Annotated in this window: 17 protein-coding genes and 2 tRNA genes; 12 read left to right on the forward strand and 7 right to left on the reverse strand. The window is 36.2% G+C overall.

Annotation, left to right across the window (positions count from 1 at the left end):
- Positions 1–53 precede the first annotated feature (53 nt).
- Positions 54–129, reverse strand: a tRNA-Phe gene (locus BBBE_RS01345).
- Between the two features lie 407 nt (positions 130–536).
- On the opposite strand from BBBE_RS01345, the gene BBBE_RS01350 reads away from it, so the two are divergent.
- From BBBE_RS01350 to BBBE_RS01360, 3 genes are all read left to right on the forward strand, one after another.
- Positions 537–1,700, forward strand: coding sequence for a phosphoserine transaminase (locus tag BBBE_RS01350; RefSeq protein ID WP_010700826.1), 1,164 nt, complete (start codon positions 537–539; stop codon positions 1,698–1,700).
- A gap of 348 nt (positions 1,701–2,048) precedes the next feature.
- The gene (locus BBBE_RS01355; protein WP_010700827.1) at positions 2,049–3,338 is read left to right on the forward strand and encodes an adenylosuccinate synthase; all 1,290 of its coding nucleotides are present in this window, start codon (positions 2,049–2,051) and stop codon (positions 3,336–3,338) included.
- A 252-nt stretch (positions 3,339–3,590) separates the two neighbouring features.
- Positions 3,591–5,024: a hypothetical protein gene (locus BBBE_RS01360; RefSeq protein WP_010700828.1), complete on the forward strand. Its 1,434-nt coding sequence runs from the start codon at positions 3,591–3,593 to the stop codon at positions 5,022–5,024.
- 102 nt (positions 5,025–5,126) lie between these two features.
- Here BBBE_RS01360 and rpoH read toward each other — a convergent pair whose 3' ends face one another.
- From rpoH to BBBE_RS01375, 3 genes are all read right to left on the reverse strand, one after another.
- Positions 5,127–6,065 (reverse strand): RNA polymerase sigma factor RpoH, encoded by a 939-nt coding sequence (rpoH, locus tag BBBE_RS01365; protein ID WP_010700829.1) that lies wholly within the window; start codon positions 6,063–6,065, stop codon positions 5,127–5,129.
- 131 nt (positions 6,066–6,196) lie between these two features.
- Positions 6,197–7,222, reverse strand: a complete 1,026-nt coding sequence (locus tag BBBE_RS01370; RefSeq protein WP_010700830.1) for an RluA family pseudouridine synthase — start codon at positions 7,220–7,222, stop codon at positions 6,197–6,199.
- A gap of 32 nt (positions 7,223–7,254) precedes the next feature.
- Complete coding sequence (locus BBBE_RS01375) at positions 7,255–8,685, reverse strand: aldehyde dehydrogenase family protein (RefSeq protein ID WP_010700831.1); 1,431 nt, start codon at positions 8,683–8,685, stop codon at positions 7,255–7,257.
- Between the two features lie 458 nt (positions 8,686–9,143).
- On the opposite strand from BBBE_RS01375, the gene BBBE_RS01380 reads away from it, so the two are divergent.
- A complete protein-coding gene (locus tag BBBE_RS01380) occupies positions 9,144–11,708 on the forward strand; it encodes a DNA translocase FtsK (RefSeq protein WP_010700832.1) in 2,565 nt (854 codons plus the stop codon).
- Between the two features lie 197 nt (positions 11,709–11,905).
- Positions 11,906–14,173 (forward strand): PAS domain-containing sensor histidine kinase, encoded by a 2,268-nt coding sequence (locus tag BBBE_RS01385; protein ID WP_010700833.1) that lies wholly within the window; start codon positions 11,906–11,908, stop codon positions 14,171–14,173.
- Between the two features lie 2 nt (positions 14,174–14,175).
- Here BBBE_RS01385 and mscL read toward each other — a convergent pair whose 3' ends face one another.
- Positions 14,176–14,598, reverse strand: coding sequence for a large conductance mechanosensitive channel protein MscL (gene mscL, locus BBBE_RS01390; protein WP_010700834.1), 423 nt, complete (start codon positions 14,596–14,598; stop codon positions 14,176–14,178).
- 582 nt (positions 14,599–15,180) lie between these two features.
- Here mscL and BBBE_RS01395 point away from each other — a divergent pair.
- From BBBE_RS01395 to BBBE_RS01410, 4 genes are all read left to right on the forward strand, one after another.
- Positions 15,181–16,272, forward strand: a complete 1,092-nt coding sequence (locus BBBE_RS01395) for a quinone-dependent dihydroorotate dehydrogenase (protein WP_010700835.1) — start codon at positions 15,181–15,183, stop codon at positions 16,270–16,272.
- 103 nt (positions 16,273–16,375) lie between these two features.
- Positions 16,376–16,452 (forward strand) — tRNA-His (locus BBBE_RS01400).
- 204 nt (positions 16,453–16,656) lie between these two features.
- Complete coding sequence (locus BBBE_RS01405; RefSeq protein WP_420806239.1) at positions 16,657–18,060, forward strand: glutamine synthetase family protein; 1,404 nt, start codon at positions 16,657–16,659, stop codon at positions 18,058–18,060.
- Between the two features lie 11 nt (positions 18,061–18,071).
- The gene (locus tag BBBE_RS01410) at positions 18,072–19,358 is read left to right on the forward strand and encodes an NAD(P)/FAD-dependent oxidoreductase (RefSeq protein ID WP_010700837.1); all 1,287 of its coding nucleotides are present in this window, start codon (positions 18,072–18,074) and stop codon (positions 19,356–19,358) included.
- 775 nt (positions 19,359–20,133) lie between these two features.
- Here the strand turns inward: BBBE_RS01410 and folD are convergent.
- Positions 20,134–21,033 carry a bifunctional methylenetetrahydrofolate dehydrogenase/methenyltetrahydrofolate cyclohydrolase FolD gene (folD, locus tag BBBE_RS01415; protein WP_010700838.1) on the reverse strand — a complete coding sequence of 300 codons (900 nt, stop codon included), beginning with the start codon at positions 21,031–21,033 and terminating at the stop codon, positions 20,134–20,136.
- Positions 21,034–21,338: 305 nt separating this feature from the next.
- Between folD and BBBE_RS01420 the strand changes: the two genes are divergently transcribed.
- Positions 21,339–23,219, forward strand: coding sequence for an AsmA family protein (locus BBBE_RS01420; protein WP_010700839.1), 1,881 nt, complete (start codon positions 21,339–21,341; stop codon positions 23,217–23,219).
- Positions 23,220–23,304: 85 nt separating this feature from the next.
- On the opposite strand, the gene BBBE_RS07405 is transcribed toward BBBE_RS01420, so the two are convergent.
- The gene (locus BBBE_RS07405; RefSeq protein ID WP_010700840.1) at positions 23,305–23,448 is read right to left on the reverse strand and encodes a hypothetical protein; all 144 of its coding nucleotides are present in this window, start codon (positions 23,446–23,448) and stop codon (positions 23,305–23,307) included.
- Positions 23,449–23,680: 232 nt separating this feature from the next.
- On the opposite strand from BBBE_RS07405, the gene BBBE_RS01425 reads away from it, so the two are divergent.
- Together BBBE_RS01425 and BBBE_RS01430 are read left to right on the forward strand one after the other, a co-directional pair.
- On the forward strand, positions 23,681–24,424 hold the full coding sequence (locus tag BBBE_RS01425) for a 16S rRNA (uracil(1498)-N(3))-methyltransferase (protein ID WP_010700841.1): 744 nt from the start codon (positions 23,681–23,683) through the stop codon (positions 24,422–24,424).
- Between the two features lie 69 nt (positions 24,425–24,493).
- The gene (locus tag BBBE_RS01430; RefSeq protein WP_010700842.1) at positions 24,494–25,867 is read left to right on the forward strand and encodes a glutamate--cysteine ligase; all 1,374 of its coding nucleotides are present in this window, start codon (positions 24,494–24,496) and stop codon (positions 25,865–25,867) included.
- The last annotated feature ends 16 nt before the right edge of the window (positions 25,868–25,883 follow it).

Here is a 25,883-nt window from a genome sequence, read left to right on the forward strand (position 1 = left end):
AATTATCTAATTAAGTAAAAATCTATATATTTCAATATGTTAAACAAATAAAATGGTGCCCAGACGCGGATTCGAACCACGGACACGCGGATTTTCAGTCCGCTGCTCTACCAACTGAGCTATCTGGGCACGTTTCAATAAATATATGAAACGTGTGCGGTTATAACATTAAAATTCTTGCTGTCTAGCCGTCAAAGTAAAAATAATCGATTTTTATAAGTTTTCTCTTTATATTTCAGACATTATGATTATTGTTTTGTAAAATTAATTTAATAAGTATCTTGCGATGAATTAGGTTTATTATGGTCAGAATTACTAATTTTCTTTTGGGGCAAACAAAGAGAAATGCCTTTTAAAGGATTAAATTAAAAGGCATTTCTTGATTGAAGTGTGATTCATATAAGGTCTTTTTTATGTTTAATTTTAGCAATAAAATAGAAAACACTTTTTATGCTTGCATAACTAGGCTATAAGAGTGGCGTTTCAATAAGCGATTTTCTTCAACGAAAAGTGAACTTTTTGCCGGAAGTAAAGTAATGATATTGTTGAAGGAACCGTATTCTCGTCCCAGTAATCCTCATTTTTCTTCAGGTCCCTGCAGTAAGCGGCCTGGGTGGAGCGTTAAGGTTCTTGAAAATGCATTGCTTGGGCGTTCGCATCGTGCCCAGCTAGGCAAATTAAAACTTTCTGAAGCTATTAATTTAACCCGTGATATTCTTAGAGTTCCTTCTGATTATCGTATTGGTATTGTTCCTGCCTCGGATACAGGTGCTGTTGAGATGGCTCTATGGTCTTTATTAGGAGAACGGGGTGTTGATATGGTGGCTTGGGAAAGCTTTGGTTCAGGCTGGATCACCGATGTTGTTGAGCAATTAAAACTTTCTGATGTGCGTCGGTTGGAAGCTCCTTATGGTGAATTACCAGACTTAACAAAAATTGATTTTGATCGTGATGTTGTGTTTACGTGGAATGGGACAACTTCAGGTGTGCGTGTTCCTAATGCATCTTTCATTCCAAAGAAGCGTGAAGGTTTAGTAATTTGCGATGCAACATCAGCAATTTTTGCACAAGATCTTGATTTTTCAAGATTAGATGTTGTTACTTTTTCGTGGCAAAAGGTTTTAGGGGGTGAAGCGGCTCATGGTATGTTGATTTTAAGTCCTCGTGCTATTAAGCGGCTTGAGCATTATGTTCCAACTTGGCCTTTGCCTAAAATTTTCCGCATGACAAAAGGCGGAAAATTAAACGAAGGTATCTTTAATGGCGAGACGATTAATACACCTTCTTTGCTATGCGTTGAAGATTATCTTGATGCATTAAGGTGGGCAAAATCTTTAGGTGGTTTGCAGGCATTAATAGCACGAGCCGATAAAAACTTTGCCATTCTTGATAATTTTGTCCGTAGAACAGTTTGGTTAGAGCACTTAGCAAAAGTTCCTCAAACACGTTCTAATACATCTGTTTGTTTAACAATTGTGGATCCAATTATTGCTGATTTGGATATTGAAGAGCAGAGATCTTTTGTGAAAGCAATTGTATCCCGTCTTGATAAGGCTGGTGTTGCTTATGATATTGGTGCTTATCGGGATGCTCCTCCAGGGTTTCGGATTTGGACTGGTGCAACAATTGAAGCTTCTGATCTTAAGTTATTAACAGACTGGCTTGAATGGGCATTTCAAGTTGAAAAAGCTCATCTTTAAATAATCTTTATTATTTTTCATAATGCGGTTTTTTCAGTAACTAGAGTGCAGCAACTTATGTGAGATATTTTGTATAATTTATTAGATAAATTATACAAACCATTATTTAGATTTTTAAGATCGGAATGTACAAATGAGTTATTCACCATATCTTAGAAAAGAAAAAATGAGCTAAAATATTGGTATTTATGATGTGATTTATCTTGATTATCAGGGAATTTGTGGCTTAATAATATGAAATCGGCAAGAAGTTGAAATGAAGAGTCGCACTTTTTATAGGGTTTAGCTATAAGAAGCCGCTTGGTTTGGGATACTGGCGTTATTTCACCAAATACGATGGAGAGAATTATGACCAATGTGGTAGTGGTCGGCACACAATGGGGTGATGAGGGCAAAGGTAAAATTGTAGATTGGTTGTCAGAATGTGCAGATATTGTTGTCCGATATCAAGGAGGGCATAATGCAGGTCATACACTGGTTATTGACGGAGTGAGTTATAAATTATCACTTTTACCATCAGGTTTGATTCGTGGAAAGCTGTCAATTATCGGTAATGGTGTTGTGGTTGATCCCCATCATTTTGTTGCAGAATTAAAAAAATTGTGCTCTCAGGGCGTGAAGATTACACCAGAAATTTTGCGTATTGCTGAAAACGCTCCTTTAATCCTTTCTGTACACCGCGATCTTGATACGGCGAGAGAAAATAATATTTCAAGTTTACTAATTGGTACGACAAAACGTGGTATTGGTCCTGCTTATGAAGATAAAGTAGGTCGTCGGTCTATCCATGTGAGGGATTTAGCTGAAACTGATACACTTATGGCTAAGATTGAGCGTCTTTTGGAGCATCATAATGCTTTACGTCGTGGTATGGGAATTGCAGAAATTGATTCACAAATGCTACATGATGAATTGATGCAAGTAGCAGATGAAATTCTACCTTTTATGGATTGTACGTGGCGTCTTTTGAATGAGAGCTCTCGGATGGGAAAGCGCATTCTTTTTGAAGGTGCACAAGGTGCGTTGTTAGATAATGATTTTGGAACTTATCCTTATGTGACATCATCTAACACAGTTTCTGGGCAAGCTGCTGTAGGTTCAGGTATGGGGCCTGGTTCAATTCATTATGTTTTAGGTATTACAAAGGCTTATACCACACGGGTGGGAGAGGGGCCATTTCCGACAGAGCAGATAAATGATGTTGGTGAGTTTCTTGGGACGCATGGGAATGAATTTGGTGTTGTGACTGGTCGAAAGCGTCGATGCGGTTGGTTTGATGCTGTTTTAGTACGTCAGACGGTAGATATTTGTGGCGTTCATGGTATTGCACTGACAAAGCTTGATATTCTAGATGGCTTAGATGAAATTAAAGTTTGTGTGGGTTATGAACTTGATGGTAAAAGAATTGATTATTTGCCATCTTCTATGGAGGCACAAGCTCATGTAAAGCCAATTTATAAAACATTAAAGGGCTGGAAGGAAACGACAACATGTGCAAAAAGCTGGAAAGAATTGCCGGTGCAGGCTATTAAATATATACGCTATATTGAGGAATTGATAGGTGTACCGGTAGCTTTATTGTCAATTGGCCCTGAGCGTGAAAATACAATCCTTATTACTGATCCTTTTGCAGATTAATCGTTGTTTGTAGATTTCAATATTGGCTTTAAACTTATATTTTCTCTATTTTTTAGTGAGAATAGGGACTCATATGTGTGAAAAAGAGTATAAATTAATATTGTTTATTTTTTATGCATTTTAAAACTGCTACAATATTTTGTGCCAATGTAAATTATAATCAATTTAAAAGATTCAAAAAGGGAGGTTAAAAACGGTTTAAGCTTTTGTGAACTAAATTTTTTCTTAAATTTGAGAAAGACTATATAAAATATGGTAGATTTCGTTGGGATTTTAAAAAAGAAAATTGATGCACAAAATAATATTACACCACAGTTGCGCGAGCGGATTTATAAACAAGCCTTTGAAATACTAGAGCACAAGTTTGTAAAAATAAAAATGCCAAAAAAAATGGCAGATGCGCAAAGACAGGCTTTACAAAGTGCTATTACGGCTATTGAAGAGGAATATTTAACTGCTGAAAAAGAGTTACTTTCTTCAATTATGGGGTGGGATTTTACAGGTAAAGATGATGATAACGAAAGTACACAACAGTCTATACTGTCGCAAAATAATGATACGTTGGTTGTAGTTACAGAAGAAAAAAGGCAACAATTATCTGTTAGAGGTAGAAAGAGTAAAAAGGCACTTGATAAGATTTCTGTAGAATCGAATATGTCAAATACGGAGTCTGTTAATGTAGATACTACTTTAACTCCTTGTTCGCATAAAATACATTCAAATGTGAAAAAAAATATTCTTAAAGAAACCGCTTTGCAAATAGATACTTCTCATGTTGTTTCACATATTTTTGCTCAGGCTCTTCGGCGCGCTAAACGACCAATTGTGAGAAAACGTATCTTAATAGGTATCGCTATCTTTATTATTTTTTTTATTTTATTGATAAGCGTTTTTTTTGTTGGTGAATATATGTTTGGATCATACAATAATCAGATACAGGAGGCAAATATTCAATTTCATGGATCACAAAAAGAAGGCCAAACTAATCAAAAGTTGATGCAACGCTTATTGGAAGATGGGAGTGAAGTTGATACTACAGGTTCAATTGAAAAAACGGAATTTCTGAGTGAGAAGGAAGCATTGACAATTGTTTCTACCGATTCGAAAACAATTGAACATCCAGGTGAAGCTATATTCTATAAAATATACGCAGATCATGATTCAGAAAAAGTGATAACGGGTAATGCTTGGTGGTCGCTTATCAAAGAAGCTTCTATTAAAAATGCACCAGAAGAATTAGCTATACGAGGTAATATAAATATTCCAAGTGAGGGCTTATTATTACAGTTAACTTTGCGCCGTAATATCGATCCATCTTTCCCTGCCGCTTATATTATGGATCTTGTTTTTATCACTACTGATAAATTTTCAAGTCAAGCAATACATGATATTAAAGAGCTAACCTTTAAGGCAAATAAACAATCAATTGGTCAGCCTTTAGAGAGAGCTCCTATAGCTAAGATTGATGATGATTTTTTTCTTGTTGCATTAAGTAACAGTTATCCATTTCTTAACCAAAACTTACAAATGATTCGAGAGTTAGATTGGATTCATTTGGTGATAAGTGACAAAAATGGCCATATGCACGAATTAACTTTTACAAAGGGGCCAACAGGTAAGGCTATTTTTAATGAAGTTATTGAACAATGGCTTGCACAAACAGCTAAACCAACAATTTTCGATTAGAAAAAAATATATTAAAATGAAAGAGGTGAAAATAGCTTCTTTTAAAAAGCTAAAGCCCTATAAACCAACCTTTTAACAGGTTAGTTTATAGGTATGATTGGATTATCTCTCTATCTTAACTGATTCATGTTCAGAAATGTGCAAACAGCGTTGTTTTTGTGCTTTTTTCTGGGATAGAATAGCTGCTTTAATAGAATTTCGCACTTTTTCAAATGCGCGCATTTCGATTTGTCTTATGCGTTCTCGGCTGATATTAAATGTACTTGAGAGCTCTTCAAGTGTCAGCGCTTCATCGTTTAACCGACGTGCTTTAAATATATACCTTTCGCGCTCATTAAGATTATCTAGAGCGTGTATTAACATGGAGCGACGATTTTCTAATTCATCTTGTTCAATCAAAATTTGCTCTTGACTATTTGAATCATCAACTAACCAATCTTGCCATTCACTTTTCTCACCTTCTTTTGTGCGAAGAGGTGTATTAAGTGAAGTATCGCCGCTAAGTCGATGATTCATGGATACAACTTCATCTTCTGTAACATTTAATCGCGTCGCAATCTCTTTGACTTGTTCTGCATTGAGATCACCGTCATCAAGAGCTTGAAGTTTATTTTTTAATTTACGAAGATTGAAGAACAAGCGCTTTTGATTAGCAGTTGTTCCTATTTTTACTAGACTCCAAGATCGTAAGACATATTCTTGGATTGATGCTTTAATCCACCACATCGCATAAGTTGCAAGACGAAATCCCCGTTCTGGTTCAAAACGTTTAACAGCTTGCATAAGTCCAATGTTACCTTCTGAAATAACCTCTCCAATAGGTAAGCCGTAACCTCGATATCCTATTGCAATTTTAGCTACAAGACGTAAATGACTTGTTACTAGTTTATGCGCAGCTTTTGGGTCGTTATGTTCACGATAACGCTTAGCTAACATATACTCTTCTTTTGGCTTAAGCATTGGAAAACGACGTATTTCTTCTAAGTAACGACTCAGACCTCCATCATCTGCTACTATTGATGGTAAGTTTACATGGGCCATATAGCACCCTCCTTTCACATGAATTCCCTAATAAGGCAAATTCTATTTCCAAGTACTATATAAGTATTTCTTTCTTTTTTCCATCATTATAATTTTTAATTTTGTTCGAAAATGGATATTTTATTATGAAATCATTGAGGTGGGTAAAAGTTCCGATTAAGTTTTTTAAAATGATTGATAAGTTCAGCCATATCTTGAGGGAGTGGTGAGGAAAAAGACATAACTTCACCTTTTGCGGGATGCTCGAAGGTAAGGTTAGCTGCATGAAGTGCTTGCCGGTTAAATTGGTCGATAGCGTTTTTAATTATCGAATTAAGTGTGTTTGCTTTTGTTTTAAAGGCATTTCCATAAACTGTATCTCCTACAAGTGGGTGTCCAATATGGGCCATATGAACACGGATTTGATGTGTGCGTCCAGTTTCCAAACGACATTCCAAAAGACTGGCAAAAGGTTCTGCATCTGCACATGTTTTATATTTTTCAAGTAAAGAAAAATGTGTAATAGCACGGCGAGCATGCACATTTTGGTGACGGAAAACAGTTTGCTTTATTCGGTTATGGGGGGAACGACCAAGTGGCACATCAATTGTTCCAATGTTGCGACGTGGAGCGTTCCAAATCAAAGCATGATAGCGCCGATCTAGTGCGCAAGTACGCCCGTGGTCAGAAAATTGAGCGCTGAGACTTTTGTGAGCAAAATCATTTTTAGCAATAACCATAATTCCGCTTGTATTTTTATCAAGGCGGTGGACAATACCAGGACGTTTAACACCACCAATGCCAGATAAACTATTGCCACAATGGTGAATAAGGGCATTAACCAATGTGCCCGTCCAATTGCCATGACCGGGATGGACAACAAGGCCAGCTGGTTTATTAATAACAATGATATGGTCATCTTCAAATAGGATCTCGAGTATAATAGCTTCACCTTCAAGATGTATGTTCTTGAGAGGAGGTATCGTCAATTCAATTGCCTGGTTGGGTTGCAATTTTGTTTTCGGTTCTTTTATTGATTGGCCATCAACTTTAAGATAGCCTTCACGGATCAGAGTTTGCAAACGTGAACGCGATAGTTCATTATGATATTTTTTAGCAAGCCATTGATCAATACGTTGTCCAAGAGCACTCTCATCCGTTATTTGTTGTATCACCATGCGATCCTGTTTTTGAAGTTTTATAAGATTTTTTACCAGTATGAAATTGCTTTGGTATCCAGGAATTCTTCAATCCCCCATCTTCCGCCTTCACGGGCGCGTCCGGAAAATTTTACTCCTCCAAAATAACTACCATTTGGTAAATTGTGTCCATTAATTTCCACCATACCAGAGCGCAATTGTACAGCAATACGCCGACATTTAGCTTGATCTTGCGATTGTATATAGTTTGTGAGTCCATATTCTGTGTCATTGGCTAAGGTGACAGCTTCATTTTCTGTATTAAAAGGAAGGATTGAAAGGACTGGGCCAAATATTTCTTCTCGGAAAATGCGCATGTCAGATTTGACATCGGCAAAAACTGTCGGGCGTACATAATAACCGCGTGTCATTCCTATGGGTAAACCAATTCCACCTGCGACAAGAGTTGCACCTTCATCAATTCCAGATTGGATAAGGGCTTGTATTTTATCATATTGTTGTTTTGAGGCTACAGGGCCAATATGATCTCCTGCTTTATGGTTCGAGGCTACCATGGTTGTTTCAGCAATATGCTGTGCCGTTTTTACAGCTTTATCATAGATGGAATGTTCTACAAGCATGCGCGTTGGTGCATTGCAGCTTTGTCCACTATTGTAAAAACAATGTCGTACACCACGTTGTACAGCATCTATATCGGCATCAGCAAAGATGATATTGGCTCCTTTACCTCCAAGTTCTAGACAGACACGCTTTAAAGTATCACTAGCGTTTTTAGAAATAACTTTTCCTACTCTGGTTGAGCCGGTAAAACTAATCATTGCTATATCTGGGTGAGAAGATAGATAAGAACCTACATTGTCTCCATCGCCGTTGATGAGATTAAAAACGCCAGCCGGCAGAGCAGCTTCATCTAAAATTTCAGTAAAAAGCATGGCAGAAAGAGGAGCAATTTCAGAGGGTTTTAAAACCATAGTGCAGCCAGCTAATAATGCTGGAATAACTTTAAGGGTTATTTGATGTATGGGCCAATTCCATGGAGTGATCAATCCTACAACGCCAATAGAATCATATTGAAGGATTGCATTGTTATTTCCTTTTATCAAAGCTTTTTGGAATAAAAATTCTTCAAAAGCTTTGATGAAATCGCGAATATTATAACTACCGGCTGTAGTTTGCGCATGGCGTGCCATATCGATAGGAGCACCCATTTCCATTGAAATGGCTTTAGCCATATCCTCAAAGCGTTTTTCATAGATTTCTAAAATTTTTTCAACAAAGGCAAGACGTTGAGTTGGTGTGGTTGTTTTCCAATTTTGAAAAGCCTTTTTAGCAGCTGCAATCGCTTTATCTATATCTTGGATACTGCTAGTGCTGATAATAGCGCAAGCTTCTTCTGTTGAGGGGTTAATGACATATAGATCATTGGAAATGCTCGGATCTTGCCAGAGGCCATTAATATAAAATTTTCGTTTATTTAACATGGCTTGCTTCCTATTTCTTCGTTTTTAAAATTGTATACTACTAGAATTTTTTATAACAAAACTATTTTTGTTGAATACGAGTAAATGTTGATTATTATATTGCAAGTATCAAGCGTATTGAGATGGGTGGGGTTTTGCCAAATTAAAAAAAGTAATGATTATTTTATATCATTTTTATGATTGGTGTTTGCATGAATAGAGTTGTTTTATGCGTTGTTCATACTTCACGTCTGTGAACAGTGTTAAAAGCTTATGAGAAAATCGAATCAAGGCTTTTTTATTAGATGGATTTCTAAAAATTTTAGATACATTTGAATTTTTCTTGATAAAAATACAATTAATAAGGCTTATTTTTGTTTTAAATTGGCTGATGACAAAAGGTTATTAACCTTCATGATGTATTGCTTGCGCGTTCTTTTTAAAAAATTATTTTCATTGTTATAATTTTGTTGGGTGTCATGCGTAATTTAAAAACTATATCTATGTCTACATCTTGTTTGGTTGATAAGAATGCAGAAAGTGCATCAGAACAAAACTCATCTGACATTTTTGATAAGATGTTTTCTTATCCAACAGTATGGAAGAAGGCTTTTACTCTTGAACAGAATGTGCGTTTCACTCGAACTCCAGAAGTTGAAATTTTGCGTCGTCGTATAGAAGAAAATCCAGTTTTTGCAAAACGGTTTAAAGCTTTTGCAAAGCAAGAACCGCAAAAATTAACGGATGTTACGGAATTTAAAGCGCAACCTCAGGCTGCAGAAAAGGTGTTTCAATCTCAATCACTTGAAAATAAAGCATCACTTTATTGTTCAACAACCCTTGGGCAATCAGTGCAACAGGCTGTTAGTGCACCAATTGAAAAGGATACAATGGAGCGTACCTTACAGGTAGAGGAAGTAGCACAAGAATCGAAAGCTGTTGCTTATCTTTCTGATAATGCATTTTTTGAATATGCGCCCTTTTTACTAGAGCAAGTTAGTATTCAAACTTTGCAAGAAGAAGTTGCGCTTGTTAATTTAGAAAATAATAAGACTTTGCTGGGAAGTGTTTCTTCTTTTGATGAAACAGTTTCTACTCTTTACCGCGTGTTTGAATGTCATTTCCCGCAATTTGATAATGTGACTGTGTCAGAAGTTTCAGAAAATGATGTTAAGGCTATTAAGGGAATTTCTGATTTAAATCATATTAACGATGAGATTGTTAAAGAGGTTCAGATACAGAGTGCTGAGCCTGTTTTTAAGGAAAACGAAGAAATTGAAAAGGTTCAAGAGCTGTCTGTTATTGAAACGCCTGATTATGAGATAAGCGATGTGATAAACACTGCAGTAGGCAATGATTCCAATAATATTGCTCATTATATGACAGCTGATGTGACAAAAAACGTTGAAAATCTTTCTGTAATGAAAGCAGCAGGAAGCATAATGGGAACCGCTGATATGTCATTTCGCAACCATACCTCTGCTTTTGTACCAACTTCCCAATCTATTGTTAGTGGTACTTATGAATTACCTCCAATTGAATTATTACAAGAGCCTGTTTTTCAGGATGATACGGTGATTTCTCAAGAAATGTTGGAGCGTAGTTCTGGACTTTTAGAAAGCGTTTTGGAAGATTTTGGTATTAAGGGTGAAATTATTCATGTTCGCTCAGGACCGGTGGTAACAATGTATGAATTTGAGCCGGCTGCTGGGGTAAAATCATCGCGAGTTATAGGTCTTTCTGATGACATTGCTCGTTCTATGTCTGCCATGTCTGCACGTGTTGCTGTGATTCCTGGGCGCAATGTTATTGGAATTGAATTACCAAATGCGGTACGTGAAACTGTTTATTTGCGTGAATTAGTTCAGTCGAGCACTTTTCGCGATAGTGAATTTAAATTAGCTCTTGCCTTGGGGAAGGGAATTAATGGTGATCCTGTAATTGCAGAATTAGCAAAAATGCCTCATTTATTGATTGCAGGTACTACAGGGTCAGGCAAATCTGTTGCTATTAATACAATGATTTTATCCATTCTTTATCGAATGACACCAGAGCAATGCCGTTTAATTATGGTTGATCCTAAGATGTTGGAGCTTTCTGTCTATGATGGTATTCCTCATCTTTTAACACCTGTAGTCACTGATCCAAAGAAAGCTGTAACAGCTTTAAAATGGGCTGTTCGTGAAATGGAAGAACGCTACCGCAAAATGGCAAAATTAGGTGTACGTAATATTGATGGTTTTAATGCACGAGTTGCGCTTGCTGTCGAAAAAGGTGAGACGATTATGTGCACCGTTCAGTCTGGCTTTGATAAGGAAAGTGGTGAAATACTTTATCGTGAAGAAGAGATGACTTTAACACAATTACCTTATATTGTTATTATTGTTGATGAGATGGCTGATCTCATGATGGTTGCTGGTAAAGAGATTGAGAGCGTCATTCAACGTTTAGCACAAATGGCGCGTGCTGCAGGCATTCACCTTATTATGGCAACACAACGTCCTTCTGTTGACGTGATTACCGGCACGATTAAGGCAAATTTTCCTACACGTATTTCTTTTCAGATAACTTCAAAAATTGATAGTCGTACAATTTTGGGTGAACAAGGTGCTGAAACACTTTTAGGTCAGGGAGATATGCTTTATATGGTTGGTGGTGGACGCATTGAGCGTGTTCATGGGCCTTTTGTTTCTGATGAAGAAGTTGAATCTGTGGTTGCTCATCTTAAAGTACAAGGAAAACCTGATTATTTAGCAACAGTAACAGATAGTGAACACGATGATGACAAGATCGAAGATGCTCATTCAGTTGCTGAAATTATTGCGGCGGGAAGTTCTAATGAGGACGGTGAAGAACTTTATATGCAAGCTGTTAAGGTTGTAATGCGTGATGGAAAATGTTCAACATCCTATATTCAGCGTCGACTTGCAATTGGTTATAATAAAGCTGCTTCTCTCGTTGAACGGATGGAAGAAGAAGGTATTGTTGGAGCTGCTAATCATGTGGGGAAACGTGAAATTTTACTCAATGGGCGTAATGATTAAGATGAATTTTAAAAGTGCATAAAGACAGTAATTTTAAAAATTAAAAACTTTATTTCATAAGGGCGGACATTATTTCCGCTCTTAATTTTTATGTCGCGAAGTGTTAAAAAGAATTTATAGAGAAAGACAAAGTAGAAATGCTATCTTATATTTAAAATTATTGGCAATAGTGCAGCTGAATAAAAAAGAGGTTGAAAATGTCTTTAGCATTTTTAGATTATCTAAAATGTAAAGAAATTAAACAGGCCTTTATAAAAGGACAAATAGCTTTTGTCTTATCTTTCGATGGTAGAAAGATTCTATGGTTAAATGGCGCTGCAGCACGTTTTTTTGGTTTTTCTTCTGTTATAGAGGCCATTAAACATCAGTCTTTCTTTGATGAAGAACTGCGTCGCCAAATATTAAAAAATGCACAATATACACGCTCTATCACGTTGCATGGTTTAAAGTGCTGTGCTGAGTTTTCTATAATTTCTATTGATATTACTGGTCTAGGTAAAGCATTTGTACTTGAAGCTTTGCCAGAAGAGGATGTTTCTCTTATTGCTGGTTTGAATGATGCAGCAATGTTTGCTGCAATTATTGATCAACATGCAGCTGTGTTGGAAGCTTCTTCCCATTTTAATTTTGTTGATGAAACAGTTAAAATTTTACTCCAAACGATTGATGATGATATTCCGGTGACAACTGTTTTACCTATAGCAGGTGTTAATACACAAATTGGTGTGGTCCGCTTAGGAGTAAAACCGACGAGTTTTTTAGTGTTATATACGCAATTGAATGAAAATGAATTGGATAAAGGTCAAGAAACTTTTAGTTTTAAGCCACATCTTTTGCCGCGGCGTTTTATCTGGAAAATGGATGCAAATGGCTATTTTTATGAGATTTCAAAAGAGTTAGCTGAAATTGTCGGCCCTATGTCTTCCAATATTATAGGATCTGATTGTCATAAACTTGCTGATCAATTTAATGATGAACGATACCGATCACTAAGTAGCTTTATTGAAGCGGCTATACCTTGGAAAAAACAGAAAGTTCATTGGCCTGTTGACGGTTGTCTAGAACGAGTTGATGTTGAATTGTCTGCTGTTCCAGTTTTTGATATCAATCGTCAGTTCAAGGGATTCCATGGTTTTGGGATTTTAAAAGCACAAGAAAATATACAAGATGAAAGAAATAAAAAACTGAATGTAAAAACATCGGGTCTTTCAGAGATAGAGCGTTCAGCTTTTCATGAAATTGCAGAACGGTTGCGTGGCGAATTACATTTGTCCTTGGAGCACGAAAATACAGTTAAGGAAACGGCAGTCCAATTGCCATGTGCACAGATATTACCGGTGAATATTGTAAAACAAGCTTTAATAAAGGAACCTGAAGTAATTTTATCATTGTTAGATACAGTAACTGATGGTGTTTTGTGGCTTGATGGACAGGGTTGTATTCAGTCCGCTAGTGACGCTGCTTTGGCGTTGATTGGTTATGAAATGGATGAATTACTGGCACGGCAGTTATCATCATTATTTACGTTGCAAAGCCGAGTTTTGATTGAAGAATATTTTAAACTGATCCGCATGAAGGGAAAAAATCAAATCTTTAATCGTGGTGAGATAGCTGATTTGATAACAAAAAATAACGAGAATATAAGGGTTTCTATGACAATTGTACCTTTGACTCTACAAGACAATTATGCTGTTATGTTGCGTGATATGACAGGAATGATTTTATCGCCTTTAGATACAATATCAGAAGAAAATAAAGTGATTGAAGTTGTTCATGAAATGCGAACACCTTTGAATGCTCTTATTGGTTTTGCAGAAATTATGAAAAATGGCCGTTTTGGTTTAATAGAAAATGAGCGTTATCGTAGATATTTACATGATATTATTTTGTCTGGAAAACATATATTATCTCTAGTTAATCAATTATTAGAGTCCTCTAAAGCAAATTATTCTAGCTCAAATAGCACAATTGATGCATCTCTTATAACTCAAAAATTTGATGTAACAGCTTGTTTGCGTTCCAGTGTAGCTTTTCTTGAAACGCAGGCAAATCATAATGGCATTATTATGCGTATTATTACACCGGCATGTGTGCCATCTATTTGTATATCGCAACAAATATTTCAACAGATTATATGGAATCTTCTTTCCAATGCCATCCGTTTTACGCCTTCAGGTGGACAAATTGTTATTCATGTTTCTTATGGAAAAAAAGAGCGAGTAAAGATTTCAATTAGTGATAATGGTTTAGGGATGAGTGATGAAGAAGTTGTGCAAGCCATGCAACCTTATGGACAGGTAGAACACAAGGATGGCCGATGTGGGGACAACGTATTTGTCGGGACTGGTTTAGGACTTCCAATATGTAAAACAATGGTGGAAGAGGTTGGTGGCCAGTTTTTGTTATTTTCAAAACCCAATCACGGAACAACTGTAGAGATGTTTTTTCCTGTGCTGCGTGAGTGAAGCTATGTAATGGATTGATCTTTTTGGGCCAATAAATCTCTAATTTCTGTCAAGAGTTGTTCTTCAAGAGACATTTCTTTTAGCTTTGCCACTTCTTTTTGCCGGCGCATTTTATTTAAGCCTTTGACAAATAAAAAAAGGATCAAAGCAATAATCAAAAAATTGATAAAAAGTGTTATAAAGTTTCCATAGGCAATGGTAGCACCTGCCTCTTTTGCAGCACTTAATGTGGCTTTTTTCTCGCCGGCAAGCTGAATAAACATATTAGAAAAATCAATACCACCTGTGATAAAGCCGATGATTGGCATAAAAATATCGTTGACAATTGAATTGATCAAGCCACTAAAAGCACTTCCTATAATCACACCAATAGCAAGATCAATCATATTTCCTTTTAAGGCAAATTCTTTGAATTCTTTAAGCATTGCATTTCCCTCCTCATGTATATGATGTATAGCTGTTTTAACTATTGCTTTTGGTAAAAAAAGAAAGAGAGAGAAGGTTTATTTTCTTGAAAAATTACATTGCAAATATCAGCATTCTTTTTTCATAGTATTGTAATGTGTAAAAAATACTAATTAATGCTTCATGATACGATAGTACTTTTAAGGTTCAGATGAATGAAAAGCTTTTGGGTAAAAGTTGTATATACTCTTTCTTTTCAATGACAAAGTGAGAAAATATATTTTATTGATAAAATCAATTCAGGAATTTTATAGAAAAATTTTGAAAAAGAAGGCGTATTTACGAGATCGTCTTTTTCTTTGTAGGAAGATTGATCAATTTTTTAATATGTGAAGAAGTTGTTAAAGGGAGTAAAAAAGCATTTTCGAAATAAGAATAATCGCTTTATCAATCGATATTTTAAAATAAGCTTGATTAATTATTTCTTCTTGTTTTGGGAGTTGATTTCTTTATTTGTATAGTGTGTTTTATTGGTGGTTTTTGATTTTGGAAAATTAAAATAAGATGAAAATGGTAGTTTTCATTTTATAAAGAGAGATTTTGTGAGTTTTTTTCATTGTATTGGTCGTTCTGTTTTATTTATGTTGGATCCAGAGCGTGCGCATCGTTTGGCCATTGCTGGGTTAAAAACAGGATTGAGTGAATGCTTAAAGATTTTTGATAAGCGTTTGTGTGTGACTGTTGCAGGTCTTGAATTTAAAAATTTTATTGGTCTTGCTGCGGGGTTCGATAAAAATGCAGAGGTTATAGATGGTGTTTTGAATTTAGGATTTGGTTTTACTGAGATTGGTACAGTTACACCAAAACCTCAAATGGGAAATCCCAAACCACGACTCTTCCGTTTGGTAGAAGATGAAGCTATTATTAATAGAATGGGTTTTAATAATGACGGACATCAGGCCGTTTACAAAAGGATTTGTGCGCGTAAGCAAGATGGTATTATAGGGATCAATATTGGCGCTAATAAGGATACGGTCGATAGGATTGATGATTATATTGCGGGTATTACTTGTTTTTATGATGTAGCTGATTATTTCACAATTAATATTTCTTCACCTAATACACCAGGGTTGCGTGATTTACAGGCGCGTAAGAGTTTGAGTTTTTTAATGAAGGCGATTTCACAAGCGCGTAATGAAAAAAAGGAAAAACATAGTTTCTCTGTTCCGATTTTTTTAAAAATTGCACCTGATTTAACGGAGCAGGAATTAGACGATATAGCTGAAGAAATGAAACTATCTGATTTTGATGGTTTAATTGTTTCCAATACTACCCTTTTACGTCAGGGTCTTAAGAATAGTGCATTAATTAGCGAAGAAGGAGGGTTGTCAGGGCGTCCACTGTTTGAGCATTCCACCATTGTGCTTGCGAAAATGCGTCAAAAATTGGGTAAGGAGATTGCAATTATTGGTGTTGGAGGTGTACGTGATGCACAAACAGCTTTGGAAAAAATTAAAGCCGGAGCAGATTTAGTCCAGCTGTATAGTGGAATGATTTATGAGGGGCCAGAACTTGCCGTAACTATTATGAAGGATGTTTTGCAGATTATGCAGCAAGATGGTGCTGATACTATAAAAGCTTATCGTGATCATAGTGTTGACAATTGGGCAAAACGTGCACTTCTTTTATCGTAAGATTGTTGTATTTTCACAAAAAAATGTAAGATTCTTTTTAAGGGGCTTGCAAACTCTTTTGATCTTCCGTATGTCACACAGACGAAGAATAAATATTTTTTAGGCGGTTGTAGCTCAGTTGGTTAGAGCGCTGGTTTGTGGCACCAGAGGTCGTAGGTTCGAATCCCACCAACCGTACCATTTTTCCAATATATTTTAATATAATTCAAAGTTTGGAAAGATCATGAAGCGCATTTTATCTTGATAAAGCTTATGATGTTCTGTAAAACAAATTAAATCAATGCAGTTTTTGCAGGTGTTTATGTATAAAATGATACCATAACAAGGGGGAGCTTTAATTGTTTTTTGGGTTTGTGTGTTATAGCTGTGAGAAATAGCGAGCCAATGAAACGCAAAGGTTATAAGCCTGTTTCTGATTTTCTAAAAAGTTTGCGTGGTGTAAACAATTGGGAACAAGTTTCGCAGTGGCTTTCATTTCGAGATGTGGAAGATATTGAGTGTATTACACCTGATCAAGCGGGGGTAGCACGTGGCAAGATGATGCTTTCTAAAAAATTCACATCAGAGACATCTTTAGCATTGCCTTCAGCAGTTTTTATGACAACGATTTCAGGATCTTATCCCGAAGATGGAAATGGTTTTGAATATCCAAAGACAGATGGTGATTTGCGTCTTGAGCCTGATCTTTCTACACTGAGTATTGTGCCATGGGAAGATGCACCTACAGCACAGGTGATTTGTGATCTTGTATATCAAAATGGGCAAGCTGTTGATTATACGCCGCGTAATGTTTTACGGACAGTGATTGATTTTTATGCTCAAATGGGGCTGAAACCGATTGTTTCACCAGAAATTGAGTTTTATTTAGTAGAAAAGAATCCTGATCCTGATTACCCTTTAGTACCTCCAGTTGGTCGTTCTGGGCGTTCGATTGGTGGTGGGCAAGGCTACTCGATTGCGGGTGTTAATGAATTTGATGAGTTGATTGACGATATTTATCAATTTTCAGAGGCACAAGGATTGGAAATTGATACTCTCATTCATGAGGAAGGAGCTGGTCAATTTGAAATTAATTTACGGCATGGTGATCCTATTGAATTAGCTGATCAAGTCTTTATGTTTAAACGAACAATTCGTGAAGCAGCACTTAAACATAATATGTATGCAACTTTTATGGCCAAGCCTATTCAGGGGCAACCGGGTTCTGCCATGCATATTCACCAGTCTGTTATCGACAAAAAAACTGGAAACAATATTTTTACAGAAAAAGATGGTGGGGAAAGTATGTGTTTTCGCCACTTTATTGGTGGTTTGCAAAAGCATATGGCTGGAGTATTTGTTATGCTTGCTCCTTATGTTAATTCTTATCGACGCCTTATGCCTTGCGTTTCAGCGCCGGTTAATTTGCGGTGGGGATACGATAATCGTACTACAGCATTTCGCGTGCCACGTTCTGTTCCACAAGGACGACGTGTTGAGAATAGACTTCCTTCGTCGGACGCTAATCCTTATTTAGCGCTTGCTGCTTCTTTAGCGTGTGGGCTCATTGGTTTGCAGCATAAGCTTGAACCAGATGAACCGGCAGAAAAAACTGTAAATTCTGATAATATTGAATTACCACGCGGATTGATTGAAGCGGTCAATTTATTTGAACAAGATAAAGTGTTACGCGCTATTTTAGGAGATGCATTTGTAAGCACTTATGCTGCTATCAAACGACAAGAATTTGAAACTTTTATGCAAGTGATTAGCCCGTGGGAGCGTGAATATCTCTTGCTTAATGTTTGAATATTATTACTATGGTTAATTCTCATCAAATTTCCCCAGGAATTTCTTGGTATGAGGATACTCTAGAAGACCGTCCTTCTTATCCTCTGTTTGTTGGTGATCAGGTACAGTGCGATGTAATTATTGTTGGGGGTGGATTTACAGGGCTTTCAGCTGCTTATCATTTAGCTAAGGCTGGAATGAGTGTCGTTTTGTTTGAAGCTTCATGCTTTGGTGACGGTGCTTCGGGGCGCAATGGTGGGCAATTGGGAACGGGTCAACGACAATGGGTAGAAACATTAGAGAATAAGTATGGTTTTGAACGAAGTAAGATATTATTTGATTTAGCCGAAGAAGCCAAAAGGGATATATTATCTTGGTGCGCTATGCCTGATTGCAATATCGACTTTATAGCAGGCCAACTTTCCGTTACCCATAAAAAACGTGAGATCAAAGTTTATCAGCAGCATGTTGAGACGATGCAACGTTATGGTTATCATGGTCTTACTTTTATGGATAAATCTGAAACAGATGAACGACTTGGTTCGTCTTTTTATCATAGTGGTATCTGTGATGTAGATACTGGCCATATCAATCCACTAAAGTTAATTGTTTGGTTAGCAAAAAAAGCAAAGAGAGTTGGTGCTAAACTTTATGAGAAGACTCAAGTGAAAGCGATAAAGTGCAACAATAATCAGTGCGTAGTGGTAACAGAACGAGGCAATATAAAGGCTGAGAGTGTTTTATTGGCAACCAATGCATATAATCTTGGGCTTCAGGATTTTGTGCAGAAACATATTTTTTCTATTCGTTCTTATATTGGAGCAACTGAGCCACTACCAGAGAATAGTTCGATTCTTCCTGAAAGAGAAGCGGTGGATGATTCCCGTTTTATGGTTCGTTATTTTCGAAAGAGCATTGACAATCGTTTATTATTTGGTGGGGTAGAAAGTTACAGTAACCAGTATCCAGTTGGTTTAGATGAGCGTATACATCGGCAAATTGTTGAAATTTATCCACATCTTCAGTCTATAAATTTGACACATCGCTGGGGGGCAACAGTAGCAATTACGTTTGAACGCATGCCCTATGTTCGCCAACTTATGCCGGGTGTTACTTATTGTGGAGGATATTCAGGACACGGAATTATGCTTGCTCCTTTTATAGGAAAATTATATGCTGAATGGTTATCTGGAAAACGTGAACGTTTTAAGTATTTTCAGGATTTGAAGATTTCGTCTTTTCCAGGTGGTAAAATTTTTCGTTATCCGCTTGTATTTTTAGCAATGAACTGGTTTTCTTTGATGGATCGTTTTTAATCAGTTACCATTTAGAATGAAGAAAACTAATGGCTCGTTTGGTATCTATCTATTGTAATGGTGAGGGGCTTTTTATAAATTTTAAACTTGTATAATTGAATGGAAAAATGGGTAAATCCGTGGTTAGTAAAATTATTCCAATATCTTTTTTTGATTGTGTTTGGTGGTAGTGGGTGATTTAGCAGAACGAAACTTGTTGCTATTTTTTATCGCTTTAATTTAATATATTAGGCAATTTAGTAAGCTAACGGTTGTATATAAAAATTTTATGTTTTCTTCTAAGCTATTAAGAATGTTGCAATTTTTTACGCTTTTTCTTGAAAAAGCATATTTGTTATACAATTTTCAATCAGGCTAAATTTGATCACTTTGTTATGTATTTAACTCTTATATTTCTACTGAAATTTATATTAAACTAAGAGGATAGAAAGATCTTACTGTATTGAGATAGAAATATACGGTTAATATTTGAAATTTTTATTTGGTAGTTAATTCATCATTTTTAGGTAATTTCTTAATTAAATTGAGGTAGAGTAGTTTGGTAACGCAATTAGACACAGGGTTTTTATTTATCAAAAATCGATTTTCTGTAATTTAACCACAGTAGATGAATTGAATAATGCATTTGTGTAAGTACTTAATGAAAATTAGATCTTTCCTATTAATCATTATCTAAAAGAAAATAACACAAATCAAAGAATATTTATTATTATGACAGATTGAGAACACAAAACGTAGAAAATTTATATAACTGTGGTAAAAGTACAAAAAAGTCTTAGAATTTTGGTATAGGCAACTTATGTGCTCGAGCAGCAGCTTTAAGCGTATTGACCATGAGCATAGCAATCGTCATAGGACCAACACCCCCTGGTACAGGAGTAATAGCGGCGGCTTTTTCTTTAACTTCTGCAAAATCTACATCACCAACAAGACGGGTTTTATTAGTACCTTTTTCTGAAGCTTCAATCCGGTTAATGCCAACATCAATAACAATAGCTCCCTCTTTTACCCAATCTTTCTTAATGATATGTGGGCAACCAACAGCTACAACTAAAATATCGGCACTACGACATACTTCATCAAGATCACGAGTGCGACTATGAGCGATTGTCACAGTGGCATTGGCTGCCATCAATAAGGCTGCCATAGGTTTGCCAACAATATTAGAACGCCCAACAATGACCGCATCAAGACCTGATAGATCTTGCCCACATTGTTGTTCGATTATCATCATAACACCAGCAGGTGTGCAGGGAATGATAGTATCTTCAAATATATTTGCTGAGAGTTTTCCTATATTGATATAATGAAAACCATCAACATCTTTCTGGACAGCGATAGCTTGCGTTATTTTGTTCGTATTAATATGAGCAGGCAGAGGGAGTTGCACCAAAATCCCGTGGATTTTAGGGTCGGAATTTAACGTTTCAATGAGTTGTAGAAGTTCTTCTTCTTTCGTGTCTTGGGGAATTGTGTGCTTAATTGAAAGGAAACCACATTCTTCAGCTTTTTTACTTTTTGAGGTAACATAAATTTGACTTGCAGGATCATCTCCAACAATGATAACAGCAATCCCAGGCTGTATTTTATGATTGTTACGGAATTTTTTTGTTTCTTTTTTGACTTTATTAATGGTGTTTTCAGCAAGCTTTTTTCCGTCAATAATATTGTCCATGAGAAGAATCCTTTCGATAGGGATATTCAGTTTTTTATAAAGTATTTGCTGATAGTAAAAAGAGTTTTATGGCACTATTTAATAAACATAGTTACACGGTTTGACTATCTGCTTTCTGTTAGAGAGTAGTGGAAAATAGTTGCTTTATAAAAAAGAGAGTAACATTGTTGTTTCAATAAAATTTGAATAAGAATAAGGGTAATTGAGTTATTAAATAGATATAGCAAATTATAGGATTATAAAAACCATTTTTTAATGATCATTTAGTTTCGTTTTAATCTATTATAGGGTCTATAGAGGAAATTGTGCTCATCAGAATAATAAAATTTTTGAGTGGGATTTTTGTTGCAGTTGTTTTTTTGCTTGGAGCTTCTGTTGTCATTTTACCTTATCTTGTATCGACAGACGCGATTCGTCTCCGAATGGCACAGGATTTAAGTGCGTGGACAGGCTATAATGTGCAATTGCGTGATCCACCACGTTTGAAACTTTTTCCTTATCCAAAAGCATTTCTTTCAGGAGTTACTTTAACATCAAAAATTGATGATGTTGCGCCTTTAATGGAAGCTGAATCAATAGAAGTAGATCTTTCTTTAATTGATCTTTTTAGGGGATGTATTTCTTTTTCAGAAACACGAATTGTGCATCCACAATTTGTTATGGGAAAGCCTTTTAAAACAGTGTCTGATTTTTTTAATACACTTTCACAATCGCAAGGTACTTTGGGGTTAGCAGTACGTAATGCTCGTGAAATTGTTAAACTTAATCCTGATCAGCCAGATATAGAACGCCTTTTAAACCAACCTTTTGGACGTATTGTTATTGAAAATGGTGTTCTTATTTATCGTGATAGTGTTTCTGATGTAACAGAAAAAATAACAGGACTGAATGCAACTATAGATTGGTCGGAATTGACACAAGCAGCACGGTTTCGTGCAAATGCTCGTTGGCATGGAGAGTTAACGGAATTATTAATTAATGCTGATCAAGCTTTATTACTTTTAGCAGGGGGGCAAAGCTCACTTAGAGTGAGCTTCAATTCTGTGCGTGGTGGTATAACGTTTATGGGAAAAGCGCGATTATCTGAATATTACATTTTTGATGGAAAAGTATCAATGCGTTCTCCTGGCTGGAATCAAACACTAGCTTGGATCGGTAGAAATCAGTTTTGGGGGGAAAGATTAAAACTGCCTATTGTAGGGGAATCTCATTTTTTAGCACAGCCAACGCGTATCGAAATGAATAATATTACATTTACAATGGGTGTTACAAATGCACGTGGAGCTTTGGAATTTGACTTTCAAAATCGTATTCCTACCATAATCGGATCTTTAGCTTTTGATAATGTGGATTTTAATGTATTGGCGTCGATGTTTTCATCTGTTGGAGAGGAAAATAGATTCTTTAATATGGCAATTTTTGATCGCATTGGATTAGATGTGCGACTTTCAGCACCGCAAGCAAAAGTAGGTAAAATTGTACTCACAAATTTGGCAGCAGCAATGCAAGTTGGAAATGGGCATGGGATTTTTGATCTTGGAAATGTAAATGTTTTTGGTGGATCTATTCAGAGTAATGTCCAAATTGTACCAAATGGTAAAAAAGCGCGCATTGAAGGACGTGTTTCGGGTACTTCTGTTGATGTGCAGGCTGTTTCAGAGGCTTTAGGACTAACTCCGTTTATACAAGCTAAAACTGACTTTATTGTAACAATACAAATGCTTGTTAGTCGTTGGTCGGAAATCCTTGAGAAAATGCAAGGGCAGTTAACAGTGGATATGCCTTCTGGCCGATTATTGAGATATGATTTAAATGAGTTGCAGCACAAGCTTTCAGAGAATGAACAGTTTTTTTTAGTAAATAACCATGCGTTTTCAACGCCTTTTGAGCGTTTCAATATTAAAGCAAAATTTTTGGATGGCACAGTAACGGAGATAGAATCATTAATACGTACGGCAGATTGGAATTTGTCTATTGATGGTTCAATTGCAATGCCTTTTACTAAGAAAAAGCAGAATGATTTTATATTGCAAGCACGATTACAGAAAAATAATCGTTCAGACACTTTATGCAAAGATGTTCAATGTCTTACTAATAGCCTTGTGCGGCCTTTTAGTTTTTCACTTAGCTCTACGGGGCAGTCTCTAGGAAATTTTTTTGTTAAGAAAAATATCGATGAAAATTAAATCTTTATTTTTCATTATTGATTTTAAAAAATCACTCAAAAATATTATTTTAGAATAAAATTTTAAAGAATACACTACCAGGAGTCTAACGTATTTGAGAGGAAATACCATAGCCATCTGTGGCAATTATATGCTTTCCCTTTGTTCCAACTGAGCTAATTCCTATAGTGATCAGAATAAAGGCTAAAATTGTGGTAACAATAATAATGGTCGCTTTTTTAGCAGACATATCTTTCTCCAATCATAAGGCAAGTCGTTGAGTGCAAAAGAATATTTTGTGATTAATTTTTATGCAAATAGAATCATTTAATATTCTATTTGTTCCAATTATTATAAACAAAGGTAAATAAATTCTATCACTCTTCAGTATATTGTAATTCTATGGGGCTGATTTTTCCTTTTAATTGTGTTTTTTGTTTCATTATCTTGACGATTGTAATTTGCTCTGTCACGAATTTTTTATGCGTGTAAATTATAAATTTCAAAGGTTGTTTATTCAGCAGCCACTTTCTTTGAACAGAAAGATAGAGATAGAAGGAGCTCAAGTTTCTTACCTTGTGCATGTTTTGCGCATGAAAGAAGGAGCTCAGATTTTGCTTTTTAATGGGCAAGATGGTGAATGGTTAGCCAAGATTACCGCTATTAAAAAAAAGTTTGTAGTGGTTCAACTTATTCACCAAACAAGACCTCAAACAATATGTCCAGATCTTGTTTATTGTTTTGCTCCACTTAAACATGCACGTTTAGATTATATGGTGCAAAAGGCTGTAGAAATGGGGGTGTCTGTTTTGCAGCCTGTTATAACACATCATACACAAGTTTCTCGTATCAATATGGCACGTATAAAGGCTAATATTATTGAGGCGGCTGAACAATGTGGCATTTTGTCTTTACCGGAATGCTTACCTGCTGTATCGCTAAAAACACTTTTAGCACATTGGGATAAGACACACTCTTTGTTCTTTTGCGATGAGTCGCATAAAACACAGAATCCATTACCTCTTTTAAAGAAGCATGGAACTATTCCGCTTGGTGTTCTTATTGGACCAGAAGGAGGATTTAGTGAAGAAGAACAGATTCTTTTAAGAAAACATTCTTTTGTGATTTCTATATCATTAGGTCCACGTATTTTACGTGCTGATACTGCAGCTGTTGCAGCTTTGGCGCTTATTAATACTGCAATAGGGGTTTGGTCAATCGATTAAGAAGCTTGCAATGTCATTTAAAACAATTCATTTAAAGTGATGGAACTTGTTGATAAGGTAAAATAATTTATGGTGCTTGATACAACTGATAAAAGTGAAATTCACAATTTAGATTCTCTAGTTGGTTATCTCCAAGAGGGTTGTAAAGCAAAAAATGACTGGTGTATTGGTACAGAGCATGAAAAATTTCCATTCTATATAAATGGTTTTCGTCCTGTTCCATATGAAGGTGAAAGGGGTATTCGTTCACTTTTGGAGGGGATGCAACAAGCTCTAGGGTGGAAAGCTATTTTAGATGAAGGAAATATTGTTGGACTTGTAGAATCAGCAGGTCAAGGTGCGATTTCTTTGGAACCTGGTGGGCAGTTTGAGTTATCTGGTGCACCATTGAAAACGGTTGGTCAGACTTATTGTGAGCTGATGGAACATTTGGCTCTCCTCAAAAAAATTTCAGGACCATTAGGTATCGGTTTTTTAGGTATTGGTGCTAGCCCGAAATGGACTTTAGCTGAAACACCGCAAATGCCCAAATCACGTTATCAAATTATGACTAGATATATGCCAAAAGTTGGTCATGGTGGTCTTGATATGATGTATAGAACAGCGACTATCCAAGTGAATCTTGATTTTTCATCTGAAACTGATATGCGGCGGAAAATGCAAGTATCAATGAAATTGCAATCCATTGCAACAGCATTATTTGCCAATTCACCTTTTATCGGGGGGTGCCCAAATAATTTCTTGTCTTGGCGTTCTCACGTTTGGTGTGATACTGATAATCAAAGGACAGGAGTGCTTCCTTTTATATTTTCCGAACGCTTTGGATTTGCTGATTATGTTGAGTGGGCACTTGATGTACCAATGTATTTTATTGTACGCGATGGGCATTATCATGATTGTACACATGTAACTTTTCGCCAATTTATGAATGGAGCATTGAAAGGGCAAATTGCAGATTCAACACCCAATATAGGAGATTGGGTAGATCACTTGTCGACTTTATTTCCTGAAGTACGCTTAAAACGCTTTTTAGAAATGAGAGGTGCTGACGGTGGGTCTTGGCAACATATCTGCGCATTATCTGCTTTTTGGGTTGGTCTTCTTTATGATAGTGAAGCACTTAATGAAGCAGAAGCTTTAACAAAAGATTGGTGTTTTGAAGAAGTTTTAGATATGCGTAGACGTGTTCCAAAAGAAGGGCTCCAAACACCTTTTCGTCGAACGGTGATTTTAGAATTAGCACACCAGGCTATTGCGATTTCACGTAAGGGTTTAAAAAATCGCAAGCAGTATGATACTGCTGGTTATGATGAGGCAAGTTTTCTTAATCCTTTGGAAGAAATGATTGCAATGGGACAAACGGACGCTGACAGGCTGTTGTCTAATTATCATTCTATTTGGGGTAGGTCTGTAGAACCAGTATTTTTAGAATGTGCTTATTAGATTTTTAAAGTAGAAA

The sequence above is a fragment of the Bartonella bovis 91-4 genome (assembly GCF_000384965.1).
Lineage (GTDB): Bacteria > Pseudomonadota > Alphaproteobacteria > Rhizobiales > Rhizobiaceae > Bartonella > Bartonella bovis.